Origin of the sequence: Streptomyces sp. NPDC002138, from assembly GCF_040296485.1 — a bacterium.
GTDB lineage: Bacteria > Actinomycetota > Actinomycetes > Streptomycetales > Streptomycetaceae > Streptomyces.
In genome coordinates, this window is record NZ_JBEOXE010000075.1 from 1 (window position 1) to 15,090 (window position 15,090).

The following is a 15,090-nucleotide window of genomic DNA, read 5'->3' on the forward strand; positions in this document are numbered from 1 at the left end:
GCCGATCTGGGTCGGCTCGATGTCGACGTGGACGAACTTGCGGTCCTTGGTGTAGACGGCCAGGTCACCGGTGTCCCGGCGGAGCCCGCGCTGGCCGCGGGGCTGCGGGCCGCGCTGGCGGTGGCGGACCCGGTGGTCCGCTCGGCCGCGCTGGAGGTGCTGCGGGCGCTGCGGCTGGGGGACGCCGGGCTGTACGCCGCCCGGCTCGGGGACCCCGAGGCGGACGTCCGGATCCACGCGGTGCGGGCCCTGGTGTCGGTGGACGCGGTGGGCGCGCTCGCGGAGGCCGCCGGGGACCGGGCGCGGGAGGTCCGGGTGGCCGTGGCCAAGGGGCTGGCCGCGGTGCGCGGCGCGCGCCCGGGGCCGCTGGATCCGCTGCTGGGCGACCCGGATCCGCTGGTGCGGGGCGCGGCGCTGGGGGCGCTGGCCACCACCGGCTGCCCGGGCCCGTACGCCGAGCGGGCCGTGGCCGCCCTGGCCGGGGACCCGGCGTGGCAGGTCCGGGCCGGAGCCGCGGCCGCGCTGTCGGCGGCGGGGCCGGGGGCGGCCGTACCGCCGCTGGCGAAGGCGCTGGCCGACGCGAACGCGGACGTCCGCAAGGCCGCCGTGCTGGCGCTGCTGGCCCACCGGGACGACCCGGCCGCCCGGTCGGCGCTCGCGACGGCCACCGCCGACCCGGACGCGGACGTCCGCGCGTACGCCGCCCGGGCGGCCGCCTGACCCCCCATTGGGCGTGCACCGCGTGCGCCCCCGCACACTCCCGGACAGGGTGGAGGCACGTCCCCCACCTGCCAGGAGCCCCGATGTCCGCACGCACCCTGAAGGCCGCGCTGTGCTGCGCGGCCGCCGTGTCCCTCGCCCTGGCCGCCGTCCCCGCGGCCCAGGCGGTGGACGGCCCGGCACCCGACCCCCGCAACCGGCAGGCGATGCGCGACATGGCCACGGCGATGGCGGTGACCGCCAAGTACGTGGACGAGCGGGAGGCGATCAAGGACGGGTACGTCCCGCACGGCCAGGAGTGCATGACCAACCCGTTCGGGGTGGGTTCCATGGGCTACCACTACGTCAAGCAGGCCTACTGGGGTTCGCTGGACCCCAGCAAGCCGACCGCGCTCCTCTACAGCACCGAGAAGGACAAGCACGGCCGCCGCAAGCTCCAGACGGTGGAGTGGATGGCCACCGACGGGGACCAGGACCTCAAGACGAGCGACGACCGGCCGAGCATGTTCGGACTGCCCTTCGACGGCCCCATGCCCGGCCACTGGGCGGGCATGCCGAAGCACTACGACCTCCACCTGTGGGCGTACGAGAAGAACCCGGCGGGCCGCTTCCACAACTGGAACCCCGCGCTGACCTGCCCGAAGAAGGCCGCCACCCCGGCCGACCCGGCGCACGTTCACCCATAAGGGCAGTGCTTCCCGGATTCCCGGCGATAGGCTGGTTGTACTCGCGAGACTCCGTGGCATGGGAGCACTACCGATGAGCGTCGAACCCGAGGCCTCCGGGCCGACGTACCACTGGCCGATCCCCCCTGCGGGTGGCTGGACCGCCGACGACCTTGACCGGCTTCCCAATCTGCCTCCGCACACGGAGCTGATCGACGGGAGCCTGATCTTCGTGAGTCCGCAAACGCGTTTCCACATGCGCGCCATGCGCTTCTTCGAATGGCAGCTGCTGTCTCAGGCACCCGACGGGTTCGACGTGCTGCGAGAGTTCACGATCGACATCGACCGGCGTAACAGGCCGGAGCCGGACCTGATCATTGCGCAGGACGATGACGACGACCCCGTCGGAACCCGTCTCCCAGTCGATAAGGTCCGCCTCGCCATCGAGGTCGTTTCCCCCGACTCGGTCGACCGGGACAGGACGGCCAAGCCTCTGAAGTACGCCCGCGCCAAGATCCCCCACTACTGGCGGGTCGAGAACGTAGACAACCGCGCCGTCATCTACGTATTCGAACTGGAACCGGCCACCGGCGCCTACACGAGCACCGGCATCTTTCACGACCACCTGAAGGTCTCTGTCCCGTTCCCCATCGATCTGGACCTCACCGAGATCCGCTTCAAGCAGCGGCCCGCCGCTGAGTAACCCGGTACGCGCCAGGGCCCGGCTCCCTTCGGAAGGGGGCCGGGCCCTGGTGCGTGTGCGAGCCGGTCAGCGGACGAACGTGCTCGCGTGCCCCGCCAGTTCCAGGAAGTACTGGGGCGCCACGCCCAGCACCACCGTCACCGCGACGCCCACCGCGATCGTGGTCATCGTCAGGAACGAGGGGACGGCCACGGTCGGGCCGTCGGCCTTCGGCTCGCTGAAGAACATCAGCACGATGACCCGGATGTAGAAGAACGCCGCGATCGCCGAGGAGATCACACCGACCACGACCAGCGCTCCCGCGCCGCCCTCCGCCGCCGCCTTGAAGACCGCGAACTTACCGGCGAAACCGGAGGTCAGCGGGATGCCGGCGAAGGCGAGCAGGAAGACCGCGAAGACGGCCGCCGTCAGCGGGGAACGCCGGCCCAGGCCCGCCCACTTGGACAGGTGCGTGGCCTCGCCGCCCGCGTCGCGCACCAGCGTGACCACGGCGAAGGCGCCGATCGTCACGAAGGAGTACGCCGCCAGGTAGAAGAGGACGGAGGAGACGCCCTCCTTCGAGGTGGCGATCACACCGGCCAGGATGAAGCCCGCGTGCGCGATCGAGGAGTAGGCCAGCAGCCGCTTCACATCGGTCTGCGTGATCGCGATGACCGCGCCCGCCAGCATCGTGACGATCGCGACGCCCCACATCACCGGGCGCCAGTCCCACCGCAGGCCCGGCAGGACCACGTACAGCAGCCGCAGCAGCGCGCCGAAGGCCGCGACCTTCGTCGCCGCCGCCATGAAACCGGTGACCGGGGTCGGGGCGCCCTGGTAGACGTCCGGGGTCCACATGTGGAAGGGGACCGCGCCGACCTTGAACAACAGGCCCATCAGGATCAGCGCCCCGCCGATCAGCAGCAGCGCGTCGTTGCCCATGGTGCCCGCGAGGGCCGGGTCGATGGTCTGGACGGTGCCGTCGACCACGTCCGCGATCACGGCGTACGAGACGGAGCCCGCGTAGCCGTACACGAGCGCGATGCCGAAGAGCAGGAAGGCGGAGGAGAAGGCGCCCAGCAGGAAGTACTTGACCGCGGCCTCCTGCGACATCAGCCGCTGGCGGCGGGCGAGCGCGCAGAGCAGGTAGAGCGGGAGGGAGAAGACCTCCAGCGCCACGAACAGGGTCAGCAGGTCGTCGGCCGCCGGGAAGATCAGCATCCCGGAGACCGCGAACAGCATCAGCGGGAACACCTCGGTGGTGGCGAACCCGGCCTTGACCGCGGCCTTCTCGCTGTCGCTGCCCGGTACGGACGCCGCCTGGGCGGCGAAGGAGTCCACCCGGTTGCCGTGGACCTCCGGGTCCAGGCGCCGCTCGGCGAAGGTGAAGACGGCGACGACGGAGGCCAGCAGGATGGTGCCCTGCAGGAACAGCGCCGGTCCGTCCACGGCGATCGCGCCCATGGCCGCGACGTGCGCCTTGGCGGTGCCGTACCCGCCCGCGGCGAGCGCCACCACCGCCGCGAAGGCCGAGGCCAGCGCGGCGACGGTGAGGAACACCTGGGCGTAGTAGCGGGCCTTGCGCGGGACGAACGCCTCGACGAGGACGCCGATCAGCGCCGCGCCCAGCACGATCAGCGTGGGCGAGAGCTGCGTGTACTCGATGTGCGGGGCCGGGATCTTGTCGATCGGATCGGCGGCCAGGGACCAGAGGCCCACAGCGGTCGTGCTCACTTGGCGGCCTCCACGCTCTTTACCGGCACGGTGGGCTTGGGGTCCTTCTGCTTCACGTCGGACATGGTGTGCTTCACCGCCGGGTTGACGATCTCGGTCAGCGGCTTCGGGTAGACGCCGAGCCCGATCAGCAGGGCGATCAGCGGGGCGACCACCAGCACCTCCCGCAGGCGCAGGTCCGGCATGGCGCGGACCTCCTCCTTGAGCGGGCCGGTCATGGTGCGCTGGTAGAGGACCAGCGTGTAGAGAGCGGCCAGCACGATGCCGAAGGTGGCGATGATGCCGACGACCGGGTAGCGGGCGAAGGTGCCCACCAGGACCAGGAACTCACTGACGAAGGGTGCGAGGCCCGGCAGCGAGAGGGTGGCCAGGCCGCCGATCAGGAAGGTCCCGGCGAGGACCGGGGCCACCTTCTGCACACCGCCGTAGTCGGCGATGAGCCGGGAGCCGCGGCGCGAGATCAGGAACCCGGCCACCAGCATCAGCGCCGCCGTCGACAGGCCGTGGTTGACCATGTAGAGGGTGGCGCCGGACTGGCCCTGGGAGGTCATCGCGAAGATGCCCAGGATGATGAAGCCGAAGTGCGAGATCGAGGCGTAGGCGACCAGGCGCTTGATGTCGCGCTGGCCGACCGCGAGCAGCGCGCCGTAGACGATGCTGATCAGGGCCAGGACCAGGATGACCGGGGTGGCCCACTTGCTCGCCTCGGGGAAGAGGCCGAGGCAGAAGCGGAGCATCGCGAAGGTGCCGACCTTGTCGACCACCGCGGTGATCAGGACGGCCACCGGGGCGGTGGCCTCGCCCATCGCGTTGGGCAGCCACGTGTGCAGCGGCCACAGCGGGGCCTTCACCGCGAAGGCGAAGAAGAAGCCGAGGAACAGCAGCCGTTCGGTGCCCTGGGACATGTCCAGGGTGCCGGCGGCCCGGGCCTCGACGATCTCCTGGAGGGAGAAGTTCCCGGCGACCACGTACAGCCCGACGACGGCGGCCAGCATGATGAGCCCGCCGGCCAGGTTGTAGAGGAGGAACTTGACCGCCGCGTACGAGCGCTGCGCGGCCGCGTTCTCGTCGGAGCCGCCCGCCGCGGCAGCGGCTGATCGAGAGGAAGTGGCCCGGTCCCCGAAGCCGCCGATGAGGAAGTACATCGGGATGAGCATGGCTTCGAAGAAGATGTAGAAGAGGAAGACGTCGGTGGCCTCGAAGGAGATGATCACCATCGCCTCGACCAACAGGATCAGGGCGAAGAAGCCCTGGGTCGGCCGCCAGCGCTGGCTTCGAGTCTCCAACGGGTCGGCGTCGTGCCAGCCCGCCAGAATGATGAACGGCATCAGGACCGCGGTGAGCGCGATCAGCGCCACCCCGATGCCGTCCACGCCCAGTTCGTAGCGGACCCCGAAGTCCTTGATCCAGGAGTGGGATTCGGTGAGCTGGTAGCGGTCGCCGCTCGGTTCGAAGCGGACCGCGACGAGGGCGGCCAGCGCCAGCGTCGCCAGCGATACCAGCAGCGCGAGCCACTTGGCGGCGGTCCTGCGCGCGGCCGGTACGGCCGCCGTCAGGATCGCGCCGACCGCGGGCAGCGCCGCCGTCGCCGTCAGAAGCGGGAAACTCATCTCACACCGCCCTCATCAGCAGGGTCGCGGCGATCAGGATCGCCGTGCCCCCGAACATCGAGACCGCGTAGCTGCGGGCGTAGCCGTTCTGGAGCTTGCGCAGCCGGCCCGACAGCCCGCCGACGGAGGCGGCGCTGCCGTTGACCACGCCGTCGACGAGGCTGTGGTCGACGTAGACGAGCGAGCGGGTCAGGTGCTCGCCGCCGCGTACCAGCACGACGTGGTTGACGTCGTCCTGGAACAGGTCGCGCCGGGCGGCCCGGGTCAGCAGCGAGCCGCGCGGGGCGACCACCGGGACGGGCCCCCGGCCGTACATCATCCAGGCGACGCCGACACCGAGGACCAGGACCACCATGGTGGACAGGGTCACCGTCAGGGCGCTGACCGGCGGGTTCCCGTGCTCGTGCCCGGTGACGGGCTCCAGCCACTTGAGGAACCGGTCGCCGATCGAGAAGATGCCGCCCGCGAAGACCGACCCGAAGGCCAGCACGATCATCGGGATGGTCATGGACTTCGGGGACTCGTGCGGGTGCGGCATCCGCCCGGCCCGGTCCTCGGCCGCGGGCTCCGCGCTCGGCACGGCGTCCGCGTCGGGCGCCGGCTGCCAGCGCTTCTCGCCGAAGAACGTCAGCAGCATCACGCGGGTCATGTAGAACGCGGTGATCGCGGCGCCCAGCAGGGCGACTCCGCCGAGGATCCAGCCCTCGGTGCCGCCCTTCGCGAAGGCCGCCTCGATGATCTTGTCCTTGGAGAAGAAGCCCGACAGCCCCGGGAAGCCGATGATGGCGAGGTAGCCGAGGCCGAAGGTGACGAAGGTGACCGGCATGTACGTGCGCAGGGCGCCGTACTTGCGCATGTCGACCTCGTCGTTCATCCCGTGCATCACGGAGCCCGCGCCGAGGAAGAGACCGGCCTTGAAGAACCCGTGCGTCACCAGGTGCATGATCGCGAAGACGTAGCCGATGGGGCCGAGGCCCGCGGCCAGGATCATGTAGCCGATCTGCGACATCGTCGACCCGGCGAGGGCCTTCTTGATGTCGTCCTTCGCGCAACCGACGATCGCACCGAAGAGCAGCGTCACCGCGCCGACCACGACGACCGCGGTCTGCGCGTCCGGCGCCCCGTTGAAGATGGCGCCCGAGCGGACGATCAGGTAGACACCGGCGGTCACCATCGTCGCCGCGTGGATCAGGGCCGAGACCGGGGTCGGGCCCTCCATCGCGTCGCCGAGCCAGGACTGCAGCGGCACCTGGGCCGACTTGCCGCAGGCCGCCAGCAGCAGCATCAGGCCGATGGCCGTCAGCTTGCCCTCGGAGACCGGGGCGGCAGCGCCTGATGTCACAGTGCCCACCGCGCCCAGGACCGGCCCGAAGGCGAAGGTCCCGAAGGTGGTGAACATCAGCATGATGGCGATCGACAGGCCCATGTCACCGACCCGGTTGACCAGGAAGGCCTTCTTCGCGGCGGTGGCCGCGCTGGGCTTGTGCTGCCAGAAGCCGATGAGCAGGTACGACGCCAGGCCGACGCCCTCCCACCCGACGTACAGCAGCAGGTAGTTGTCGGCGATGACCAGGAGCAGCATCGCCGCGAGGAACAGGTTGAGGTAGCCGAAGAAGCGGCGGCGGCGCTCGTCGTGCTCCATGTACCCGATCGAGTACACGTGGATGAGCGTGCCGACGCCCGTGATCAGCAGGACGAAGGTCATCGACAGCTGGTCGAGCTGGAAGCCGAGGTCGGCCTGGAAGCCCTCCACCGGAATCCAGCTGAACAGCCGCTGGTGGACGGCCCGGTCCTCGGCGGTGCGGCCTAGCATGTCGAGGAAGAGCACCACGCCGATGCCGAACGAGGCGGCGGCGAACAGGGTGCCGAGCAGGTGCCCGGCCTTGTCGAGCCGGCGGCCGCCGCAGAGCAGCACCGCCGCTCCGAGCAGGGGCGCCGCTACCAGCAGCGCGATCAGGTTCTCCACTGTGAGCGCCCCTTACAGCTTCATCAGGCTGGCGTCGTCGACCGAGGCCGAGTGGCGGGTACGGAACAGCGACACGATGATCGCCAGGCCGACCACGACCTCCGCGGCGGCGACGACCATCGTGAAGAAGGCGATGATCTGGCCGTCGAGATTGCCGTGCATCCGGGAGAAGGTCACGAAGGCCAGGTTGCAGGCGTTGAGCATCAGCTCGACGCACATGAACAGGACGATCGCGTTCTTGCGGACGAGCACGCCCGCCGCGCCGATGGTGAACAGCAGGGCGGCGAGGTAGAGGTAGTTGACGGGATTCACTTCGATGCCTCCTCACGGCCGAGGCTGTCGGACTCACGGCCGAGCCGCTCGGACGAGGCCTGCTCCAGCGCCTTCAGGTCCTCCAGCGCCTTGCCGGACACGTCCCGGATCTGGCCCCGGGCGCGCAGGGTCTTGTTGACGGTCAGCTCGGACGGGGTGCCGTCCGGCAGCAGACCGGCGACGTCCACCGCGTTGTGCCGGGCGTAGACACCGGGGGCGGGCAGCGGCGGGAGCTGGACGCCCTCGCGCACGCGCTTCTCGGCCAGCTCGCGCTGGGTCGCGGCGCGTTCGGTGCGCTCGCGGTGGGTGAGCACCATCGCGCCGACGGCCGCCGTGATGAGCAGCGCGCCGGTGATCTCGAAGGCGAACACGTACTTGGTGAAGATCAGCGTGGCCAGGCCCTCGACGTGGCCCGCGGAGTTGACCTTCCCCAGCCCGTTGAAGTGGGTCAGGGAGGCGTTGCGGATCCCGGCGATCAGCAGGATGCCGAAGCCGAGCCCGCACAGCAGGGCCAGCCAGCGCTGACCCTTGAGGGTCTCCTTGAGCGAGTCCGCGGCGGTGACGCCGACGAGCATGACCACGAAGAGGAAGAGCATCATGATGGCGCCGGTGTAGACGATGACCTGGACGACGCCCAGGAAGTACGCCCCGTTGGCGAGGTAGAAGACCGCCAGGATGATCATCGTCCCGGCCAGGCACAGGGCGCTGTGGACGGCCTTCTTCATCAGGATCGTGCACAGCGCGCCGATCACGGCGACGGTGCCCAGGACCCAGAACTGCACGGCCTCACCGGTGGAGGTGAGCGAAGCGGCGGCCATGGCGTTCACGCGCCGACCCCCTCGGTGGCGGTCCCGTCGGCGGTCTCGGCGGTCTCGGCCGTCCCGCCCGTCTCGCCCTTGGAGACGGCGACCTGGCGGACGGTGCCCGGGGCGGCCTCGGTGACCAGCCCGCGGTAGTAGTCCTGGTCGTCCGTGCCCGGGAAGATGGAGTGCGGGGCCTCGACCATGCCCTCGGTCAGACCCGCGAGGAGCTGCTCCTTGGTGTAGATGAGCGCCTCGCGGCTGGAGTCGGCCAGCTCGAACTCGTTCGTCATGGTCAGCGCCCGGGTCGGGCACGCCTCGACGCACAGCCCGCACAGGATGCAGCGGGCGTAGTTGATCTGGTAGACGCGGCCGTAGCGCTCGCCCGGGGAGTAGCGCTCCTCCTCGGTGTTGTCCGCGCCCTCCACGTAGATGGCGTCGGCGGGACAGGCCCAGGCGCACAGTTCGCACCCGATGCACTTCTCCAGACCGTCCGGATGGCGGTTGAGCTGGTGCCGTCCGTGGAAGCGGGGAGCGGTGGTCTTGTGCTGCTCCGGGTACTGCTCGGTCAGCCGCTTCTTGAACATGGCCTTGAAGGTCACGCCGAAGCCGGCCACCGGGTTCTGCCACTTCTCGTTCTCGTCGGCGTCAGACATCTTCAGCACCCTCCTCTCGGTCACTGTCGGAATTCGGCCCGCCACTGACGATCAGCTCCCGCTCGCTGCGGGGCCGCCTGCGCGGTACGGGTGCCAGGGACTGGCCGGGCTTCGGCGGAACCGGGAAACCGCCCGCCAGCGGATCGAAGGGCGCGGCGTCGCCGGTCTCCGCGGCCGCCGCCTTCCCCTTGCGGTCACGGAAGACGTCCGCGACCAGCGAGAGCAGCAGCACCGCCACGACGCCCCCGCCGACGTACAGCACGATCTCCGAGAAGTCGTACCGCTCGTTGCGCAGCGCCCGGACCGTCGCCACGAGCATCAGCCAGACGACGGAGACCGGGATCAGGACCTTCCAGCCGAGCTTCATCAGCTGGTCGTAGCGCACGCGCGGCAGCGTGCCGCGCAGCCAGATGAAGAAGAAGAGGAGCAGTTGGACCTTGAGGACGAACCAGAGCATCGGCCACCAGCCGTGGTTCGCGCCCTCCCAGTACGTCGAGATCGGCGCCGGGGCCCGCCAGCCGCCCAGGAACAGGGTGGTCGCGACCGACGAGACGGTGACCATGTTGACGTACTCGGCCAGCATGAACAGCGCGAACTTGATGGAGGAGTACTCGGTGTTGAAGCCGCCGACCAGGTCGCCCTCGGACTCCGGCATGTCGAAGGGGGCGCGGTTGGTCTCGCCCACCATCGTGACGACGTAGATGATGAAGGACACCGGCAGCAGCACGATGAACCAGCGGTCGCCCTGCGCCTCCACGATCTTCGAGGTCGACATCGACCCCGAGTAGAGGAAGACCGAGGCGAAGGCCGCGCCCATCGCGATCTCGTACGAGATCATCTGCGCGCAGGAGCGCAGGCCGCCGAGCAGCGGGTACGTCGAGCCGGAGGACCAGCCCGCGAGCACGATGCCGTAGATCCCGACCGAGGCCACCGCGAGCACGTACAGCATCGCGATCGGCAGGTCGGTGAGCTGCATCGTGGTGCGCTGGCCGAAGATCGAGACCTCGTTGTCGGAGGGCCCGAAGGGGATCACCGCGATCGCCATGAAGGCCGGTACCGCCGCGATGATCGGGGCCAGGATGTACACCACCTTGTCGGCCCGCTTGACGACGATGTCTTCCTTGAGCATCAGCTTGACGCCGTCGGCGAGCGACTGGAGGAAGCCCCAGGGGCCGTGCCGGTTGGGGCCGATGCGCAGCTGCATCCAGGCGACGACCTTGCGCTCCCACACGATGGAGAAGAGCACGGTCACCATCAGGAAGGCGAAGCAGAACACCGCCTTGATCAGGACCAGCCACCAGACGTCCTTGCCGAACAGCGACAGGTCCTCGGCAGCGATTTGTACGCCGTTCACGCGTCCACCTCCGAAGTGGCGTCGCCGGTCTCGGCCCGCCGGGTCGCGGGGCCGATGCGGACCAGGGCGCCCGGGCGGGCTCCGGTGTCCGCGAGGACGCCGGAGCCGATGGAGTTCAGCGGGAGCCAGACCACCCGGTCGGGCATCTCGGTGATCCGCAGCGGGAGTTCCACCGAACCGGCCGGGCCGGTGACGGCGAGGACGTCGCCGTTCTTGACCCCGGTCTCGGCGGCGGTGGCCGCCGAGAGCCGGGCACTGGCCTCGTGCCGGGTCCCGGCCAGGGCCTCGTCACCGTCCTGGAGCCGCCCCTGGTCCAGGAGCAGCCGGTGGCCCGCGAGGACCGCCTCGCCCGCGCCCGGCCGGGGCAGCGACGCGCGGTCCGCGCCCTGGGCGCTCGCGTACGCACCGGCCCACGGCCCGAGCCGGTCCAGCTCGCGGCGTACGGCGTGCACGTCGGCCAGCGCGATCGGCCGGTCGGCGGCGTCGGCCAGCATGTGCAGCACGCGGGCGTCGGCCGGGGCCAGCCTGCGGGTCATCTGGTCGGGCTTCAGCGCGGCCTCGAAGGGACGCAGGCGGCCCTCCCAGTTGATGAAGGCACCCGCCTTCTCGGCGACGGCCGCCACCGGGAAGACCACATCGGCGTGATCGGTGACCTCGCTCGGCCGCAGCTCCAGGGAGACCACGAAGGCCTCCCGGAGCGCCTCGCGGGCCCGGGCCGGGTCCGGCAGGTCGATGACCTCGACGCCCGCGACGAGCAGCGCGCCCAGCTCGCGGCCCGCCGCCGCCTCGATGATCTGGCCGGTGTCACGGCCGTAGCGGTGCGGGAGTTCGTCCAGGCCCCAGGCCGCAGCGACCTCCTCGCGGGCCCGCGGATCGGTGGCCGGACGGGCCCCCGGCAGCAGGGACGCCAGCGCGCCCGCCTCCAGGGCGGCCCGCTCACCGGCCCGGCGCGGGATCCACACCAGGCGGGCGCCGGTCGCGGTGGCCGCCCGCACCGCCGCGGTCAGCGCGCCGGGGACGGCGGCGAGCCGCTCGCCGACCACGATGACCGCGCCCGGCAGGCGCAGCGCCTCGGCGGCCGCCCGGCCGCCGTCCTCCAGGCCGGTGCCGGAGGCGAGGGCGTCGAGCCACTCGGGTTCGGTGCCGGGGGCGGCGGCCAGCAGGGTGCCGCCCGCCTTCTCCAGGCCGCGGGTGGCGAACGGCGCGAGGCCGAAGGTCCGCTGCTTGCGCTTGAGGTGCGCCTTGCGCAGCCGCAGGAAGACCCCGGGGGCCTCCTCCTCGGACTCGATGCCCGCGAGCAGGACGGCGGGCGCCGCCTCCAGCGAGGTGTAGGTGACCCCGCTGCCGTCGAGGTCCTTGCCGCGGCCGGCGACCGAGGAGGCCAGGAAGTCGGTCTCCTCCGCGCTGTGCACCCGGGCCCGGAAGTCGATGTCGTTGGTGTCGAGCACCACCCGCGCGAACTTGGCGTAGGCGTAGGCGTCCTCGACGGTCAGCCGGCCGCCGGTGAGCACCCCCGCCCGGCCGCGCGCCCCGGACAGCCCGGCGGCCGCGGCCGCCAGCGCCTCGGGCCAGCTCGCCGGGGCGAGCACCCCGTCCGTGCCCCGCACCAGCGGGGTGGTGAGCCGGTCGGGGCGCTGCGCGTAGCGGAACCCGAAGCGGCCCTTGTCGCAGATCCACTCCTCGTTGACCTCGGGGTCCTCGGCCGCCAGCCGGCGCAGCACCTTGCCGCGGCGGTGGTCGGTGCGGGTGGCGCAACCGCCCGCGCAGTGCTCGCACACGCTCGGGGAGGAGACCAGGTCGAAGGGACGCGAGCGGAACCGGTAGGCGGCGGAGGTGAGCGCGCCGACCGGGCAGATCTGGATGGTGTTGCCGGAGAAGTACGACTCGAAGGGGTCGCCCTCGCCCGTGCCGACCTGCTGCAGCGCGCCGCGCTCCAGAAGCTCGATCATCGGGTCGCCCGCCACCTGGTTGGAGAACCGGGTGCAGCGCGCGCACAGCACGCACCGCTCGCGGTCCAGCAGCACCTGGGTGGAGATCGGCACGGGCTTCTCGTAGGTCCGCTTCCGTCCTTCGAAGCGGGACTCGGAGTTGCCGTGGGACATCGCCTGGTTCTGCAGCGGGCACTCGCCGCCCTTGTCGCAGACCGGGCAGTCCAGCGGGTGGTTGATGAGCAGCAGCTCCATCACCCCGCGCTGGGCCTTGTCGGCGACCGGCGAGGTCTGCTGCGTCTTGACGACCATGCCGTCGGTGCAGGTGATGGTGCAGGAGGCCATCGGCTTGCGCTGGCCCTCGACCTCGACGATGCACTGCCGGCAGGCGCCGACCGGGTCGAGGAGCGGGTGGTCGCAGAACCGGGGGATCTCGACGCCGATCTGCTCGGCGGCCCGGATGACCAGGGTCCCCTTGGGCACCGACAGTTCGATGCCGTCGATGGTCAGGGACACCAGGTCCGCGGGCGGCCGCGCTGCCTCTCCGCCACCGGCGGGAGCATTACTGGTGACGGTCACGCGTTCACCTCCGTGTCAGCCCAGAGGGTCGACTTCTTGGGGTCGAAGGGGCAGCCCTTGCCCGTGATGTGCTGCTCGTACTCCGCGCGGAAGTACTTCAGCGAGGAGAAGATGGGGCTGGCCGCGCCGTCGCCGAGCGCGCAGAAGGACTTGCCGTTGATGTTGTCGGCGATGTCGTTCAGCTTGTCCAGGTCGGACATGACGCCCTTGCCCGCCTCGATGTCGCGCAGCAGCTGGACGAGCCAGTACGTGCCCTCGCGGCAGGGGGTGCACTTGCCGCAGGACTCGTGCGCGTAGAACTCGGTCCAGCGGGTGACGGCCCGCACCACGCAGGTCGTCTCGTCGAAGCACTGCAGGGCCTTGGTGCCCAGCATGGATCCGGCGGCGCCCACGCCCTCGTAGTCGAGGGGCACGTCCAGGTGCTCCTCGGTGAACATCGGGGTGGAGGAGCCGCCGGGGGTCCAGAACTTCAGCCGGTGCCCGGGGCGCATCCCGCCGCTCATGTCGAGGAGCTGGCGCAGGGTGATGCCGAGGGGGGCCTCGTACTGCCCGGGTCCCACGACGTGCCCGCTGAGCGAATACAGCGTGAAACCGGGGGACTTCTCGGTTCCCATCGACTTGAACCAGTCCTTGCCCCGGTTCAGGATCGCGGGAACGGACGCGATGGACTCGACGTTGTTCACCACGGTGGGGCACGCGTAGAGCCCCTCGACCGCGGGGAAGGGGGGACGCAGCCTGGGCTGGCCCCGCCTGCCTTCGAGCGAGTCGAGGAGCGCGGTCTCCTCACCGCAGATGTACGCGCCCGCGCCCGCGTGGACCGTCAGCTCCAGGTCCAGGCCGCTGCCGAGCACGTCCTTGCCGAGGTAGCCCGCCGCGTAGGCCTCCCGCACGGCCTCGTGCAGGCGGCGCAGGACGGGCACGGTCTCGCCGCGCAGGTAGATGAAGGCGTGCTGCGAGCGGATCGCGTAACAGGCGATCACGATGCCCTCGATGAGGGAGTGCGGGTTGGCGAAGAGCAGCGGGATGTCCTTGCAGGTCCCCGGCTCCGACTCGTCCGCGTTCACGACGAGGTAGTGCGGCTTGCCGTCGCCCTGCGGAATGAACTGCCACTTCATTCCGGTGGGGAAGCCCGCGCCGCCGCGGCCGCGCAGCCCCGAGTCCTTCACGTACGCGATCAGGTCGTCCGGGGTCATCGCGAGCGCCTTGCGCAGGCCCTCGTACCCGTCGTGCCGCCGGTAGGTCTCCAGCGTCCACGACTGCGGCTCGTCCCAGAACGCGGAGAGCACGGGAGCCAGCAGTTTCTCGGGGCTGGTGCCGTTCTCGTTCAGTTCGGTGGTCACCGTCATCACTCCCCCTCCTCGGCGCTCGCCTCGGCGCGCGGGTGGACGACCTTGCCGTTCTGGTGCGGGATCTCGCCGCGCGCGATGCGCAGGCCGATCAGTGAGGCGGGTCCGGCGCCGCCGCTCGCCTCGACGGCGCCGGGGCGCTCGTCCGGGAAGCCGGCCAGGATCCGGGCCGTCTCCTTGTACGTGCACAGCGGCGCGCCCCGGGTCGGCTGCACCGGGCGGCCCGCGAGCAGGTCGTCGACCAGGGCCTTGGCGGACTCGGGGGTCTGGTTGTCGAAGAACTCCCAGTTGACCATCACCACGGGGGCGAAGTCGCAGGCCGCGTTGCACTCGATGTGCTCCAGCGTCACCTTGCCGTCGCCGGTGGTCTCGTTGTTGCCGACGCCCAGGTGCTGCTTCAGCTCGTCGAAGATGGCGTCGCCGCCCATGACCGCGCACAGGGTGTTCGTACAGACGCCGACCTGGTAGTCGCCGGAGGGCTTGCGGCGGTACATCGTGTAGAAGGTGGCGACCGCGGTGACCTCGGCGGTGGTCAGGCCCAGCATCTCGGCGCAGAACCGGATGGCGGTGCGCGAGACGTACCCCTCCTCGGACTGCGTGAGGTGCAGCAGCGGCAGCAGCGCGGAGCGGCTGTCGGGGTAGCGGGCGATGATCTCCCGCGCGTCCGCCGCCAGCCGGGCGTGCACCTCGGCCGGGTAGTCGGGGGCGGGCAGCTGGGGCATCCCCAGGGAGAGGGGG

At 70.8% G+C, this 15,090-nt stretch carries 13 protein-coding genes; 3 read left to right on the plus strand and 10 right to left on the minus strand.

Features of this window, described 5'->3' with window-relative positions:
* The 3 genes from ABT084_RS32505 to ABT084_RS32515 form a co-directional block, all read left to right on the plus strand.
* Window positions 1-720: HEAT repeat domain-containing protein (locus ABT084_RS32505; protein WP_351051733.1), on the plus strand; the 720-nt coding region annotated here is incomplete at its 5' end.
* A gap of 83 nt (window positions 721-803) precedes the next feature.
* On the plus strand, window positions 804-1,406 hold the full coding sequence (locus ABT084_RS32510; RefSeq protein ID WP_351051736.1) for a hypothetical protein: 603 nt from the start codon (window positions 804-806) through the stop codon (window positions 1,404-1,406).
* 73 nt (window positions 1,407-1,479) lie between these two features.
* Window positions 1,480-2,088, plus strand: coding sequence for a Uma2 family endonuclease (locus tag ABT084_RS32515; RefSeq protein WP_351051738.1), 609 nt, complete (start codon window positions 1,480-1,482; stop codon window positions 2,086-2,088).
* A gap of 66 nt (window positions 2,089-2,154) precedes the next feature.
* On the opposite strand, the gene nuoN is transcribed toward ABT084_RS32515, so the two are convergent.
* Genes nuoN through nuoE form a run of 10 tightly spaced genes read right to left on the minus strand, consistent with a single transcriptional unit; the run spans window position 2,155 to window position 15,074 of the window.
* Window positions 2,155-3,801 carry an NADH-quinone oxidoreductase subunit NuoN gene (nuoN, locus tag ABT084_RS32520; RefSeq protein WP_351051741.1) on the minus strand — a complete coding sequence of 549 codons (1,647 nt, stop codon included), beginning with the start codon at window positions 3,799-3,801 and terminating at the stop codon, window positions 2,155-2,157.
* Complete coding sequence (locus ABT084_RS32525) at window positions 3,798-5,411, minus strand: NADH-quinone oxidoreductase subunit M (protein WP_351051744.1); 1,614 nt, start codon at window positions 5,409-5,411, stop codon at window positions 3,798-3,800. Before ABT084_RS32525 ends, nuoN begins: the two co-directional genes overlap by 4 nt.
* Window position 5,412: 1 nt before the next feature.
* Complete coding sequence (nuoL, locus tag ABT084_RS32530) at window positions 5,413-7,377, minus strand: NADH-quinone oxidoreductase subunit L (protein ID WP_351051746.1); 1,965 nt, start codon at window positions 7,375-7,377, stop codon at window positions 5,413-5,415.
* Between the two features lie 12 nt (window positions 7,378-7,389).
* Window positions 7,390-7,689: an NADH-quinone oxidoreductase subunit NuoK gene (nuoK, locus tag ABT084_RS32535; RefSeq protein ID WP_351051749.1), complete on the minus strand. Its 300-nt coding sequence runs from the start codon at window positions 7,687-7,689 to the stop codon at window positions 7,390-7,392.
* The gene (locus ABT084_RS32540; protein WP_351051813.1) at window positions 7,686-8,507 is read right to left on the minus strand and encodes an NADH-quinone oxidoreductase subunit J; all 822 of its coding nucleotides are present in this window, start codon (window positions 8,505-8,507) and stop codon (window positions 7,686-7,688) included. The genes nuoK and ABT084_RS32540 overlap by 4 nt, the downstream gene beginning before the upstream one ends.
* A gap of 5 nt (window positions 8,508-8,512) precedes the next feature.
* Complete coding sequence (gene nuoI, locus ABT084_RS32545; protein WP_351051752.1) at window positions 8,513-9,145, minus strand: NADH-quinone oxidoreductase subunit NuoI; 633 nt, start codon at window positions 9,143-9,145, stop codon at window positions 8,513-8,515.
* Entirely contained in the window at window positions 9,138-10,499 is a 1,362-nt protein-coding gene (nuoH, locus tag ABT084_RS32550) for an NADH-quinone oxidoreductase subunit NuoH (RefSeq protein ID WP_351051755.1), read from the minus strand. The genes nuoI and nuoH overlap by 8 nt, the downstream gene beginning before the upstream one ends.
* On the minus strand, window positions 10,496-13,006 hold the full coding sequence (locus ABT084_RS32555) for an NADH-quinone oxidoreductase subunit G (protein WP_351051758.1): 2,511 nt from the start codon (window positions 13,004-13,006) through the stop codon (window positions 10,496-10,498). The genes nuoH and ABT084_RS32555 overlap by 4 nt, the downstream gene beginning before the upstream one ends.
* Window positions 13,003-14,352, minus strand: coding sequence for an NADH-quinone oxidoreductase subunit NuoF (gene nuoF / locus ABT084_RS32560; protein ID WP_351051761.1), 1,350 nt, complete (start codon window positions 14,350-14,352; stop codon window positions 13,003-13,005). Before nuoF ends, ABT084_RS32555 begins: the two co-directional genes overlap by 4 nt.
* Window positions 14,352-15,074: an NADH-quinone oxidoreductase subunit NuoE gene (gene nuoE, locus ABT084_RS32565; RefSeq protein ID WP_502969243.1), complete on the minus strand. Its 723-nt coding sequence runs from the start codon at window positions 15,072-15,074 to the stop codon at window positions 14,352-14,354. The genes nuoF and nuoE overlap by 1 nt, the downstream gene beginning before the upstream one ends.
* Window positions 15,075-15,090: the final 16 nt, after the last annotated feature.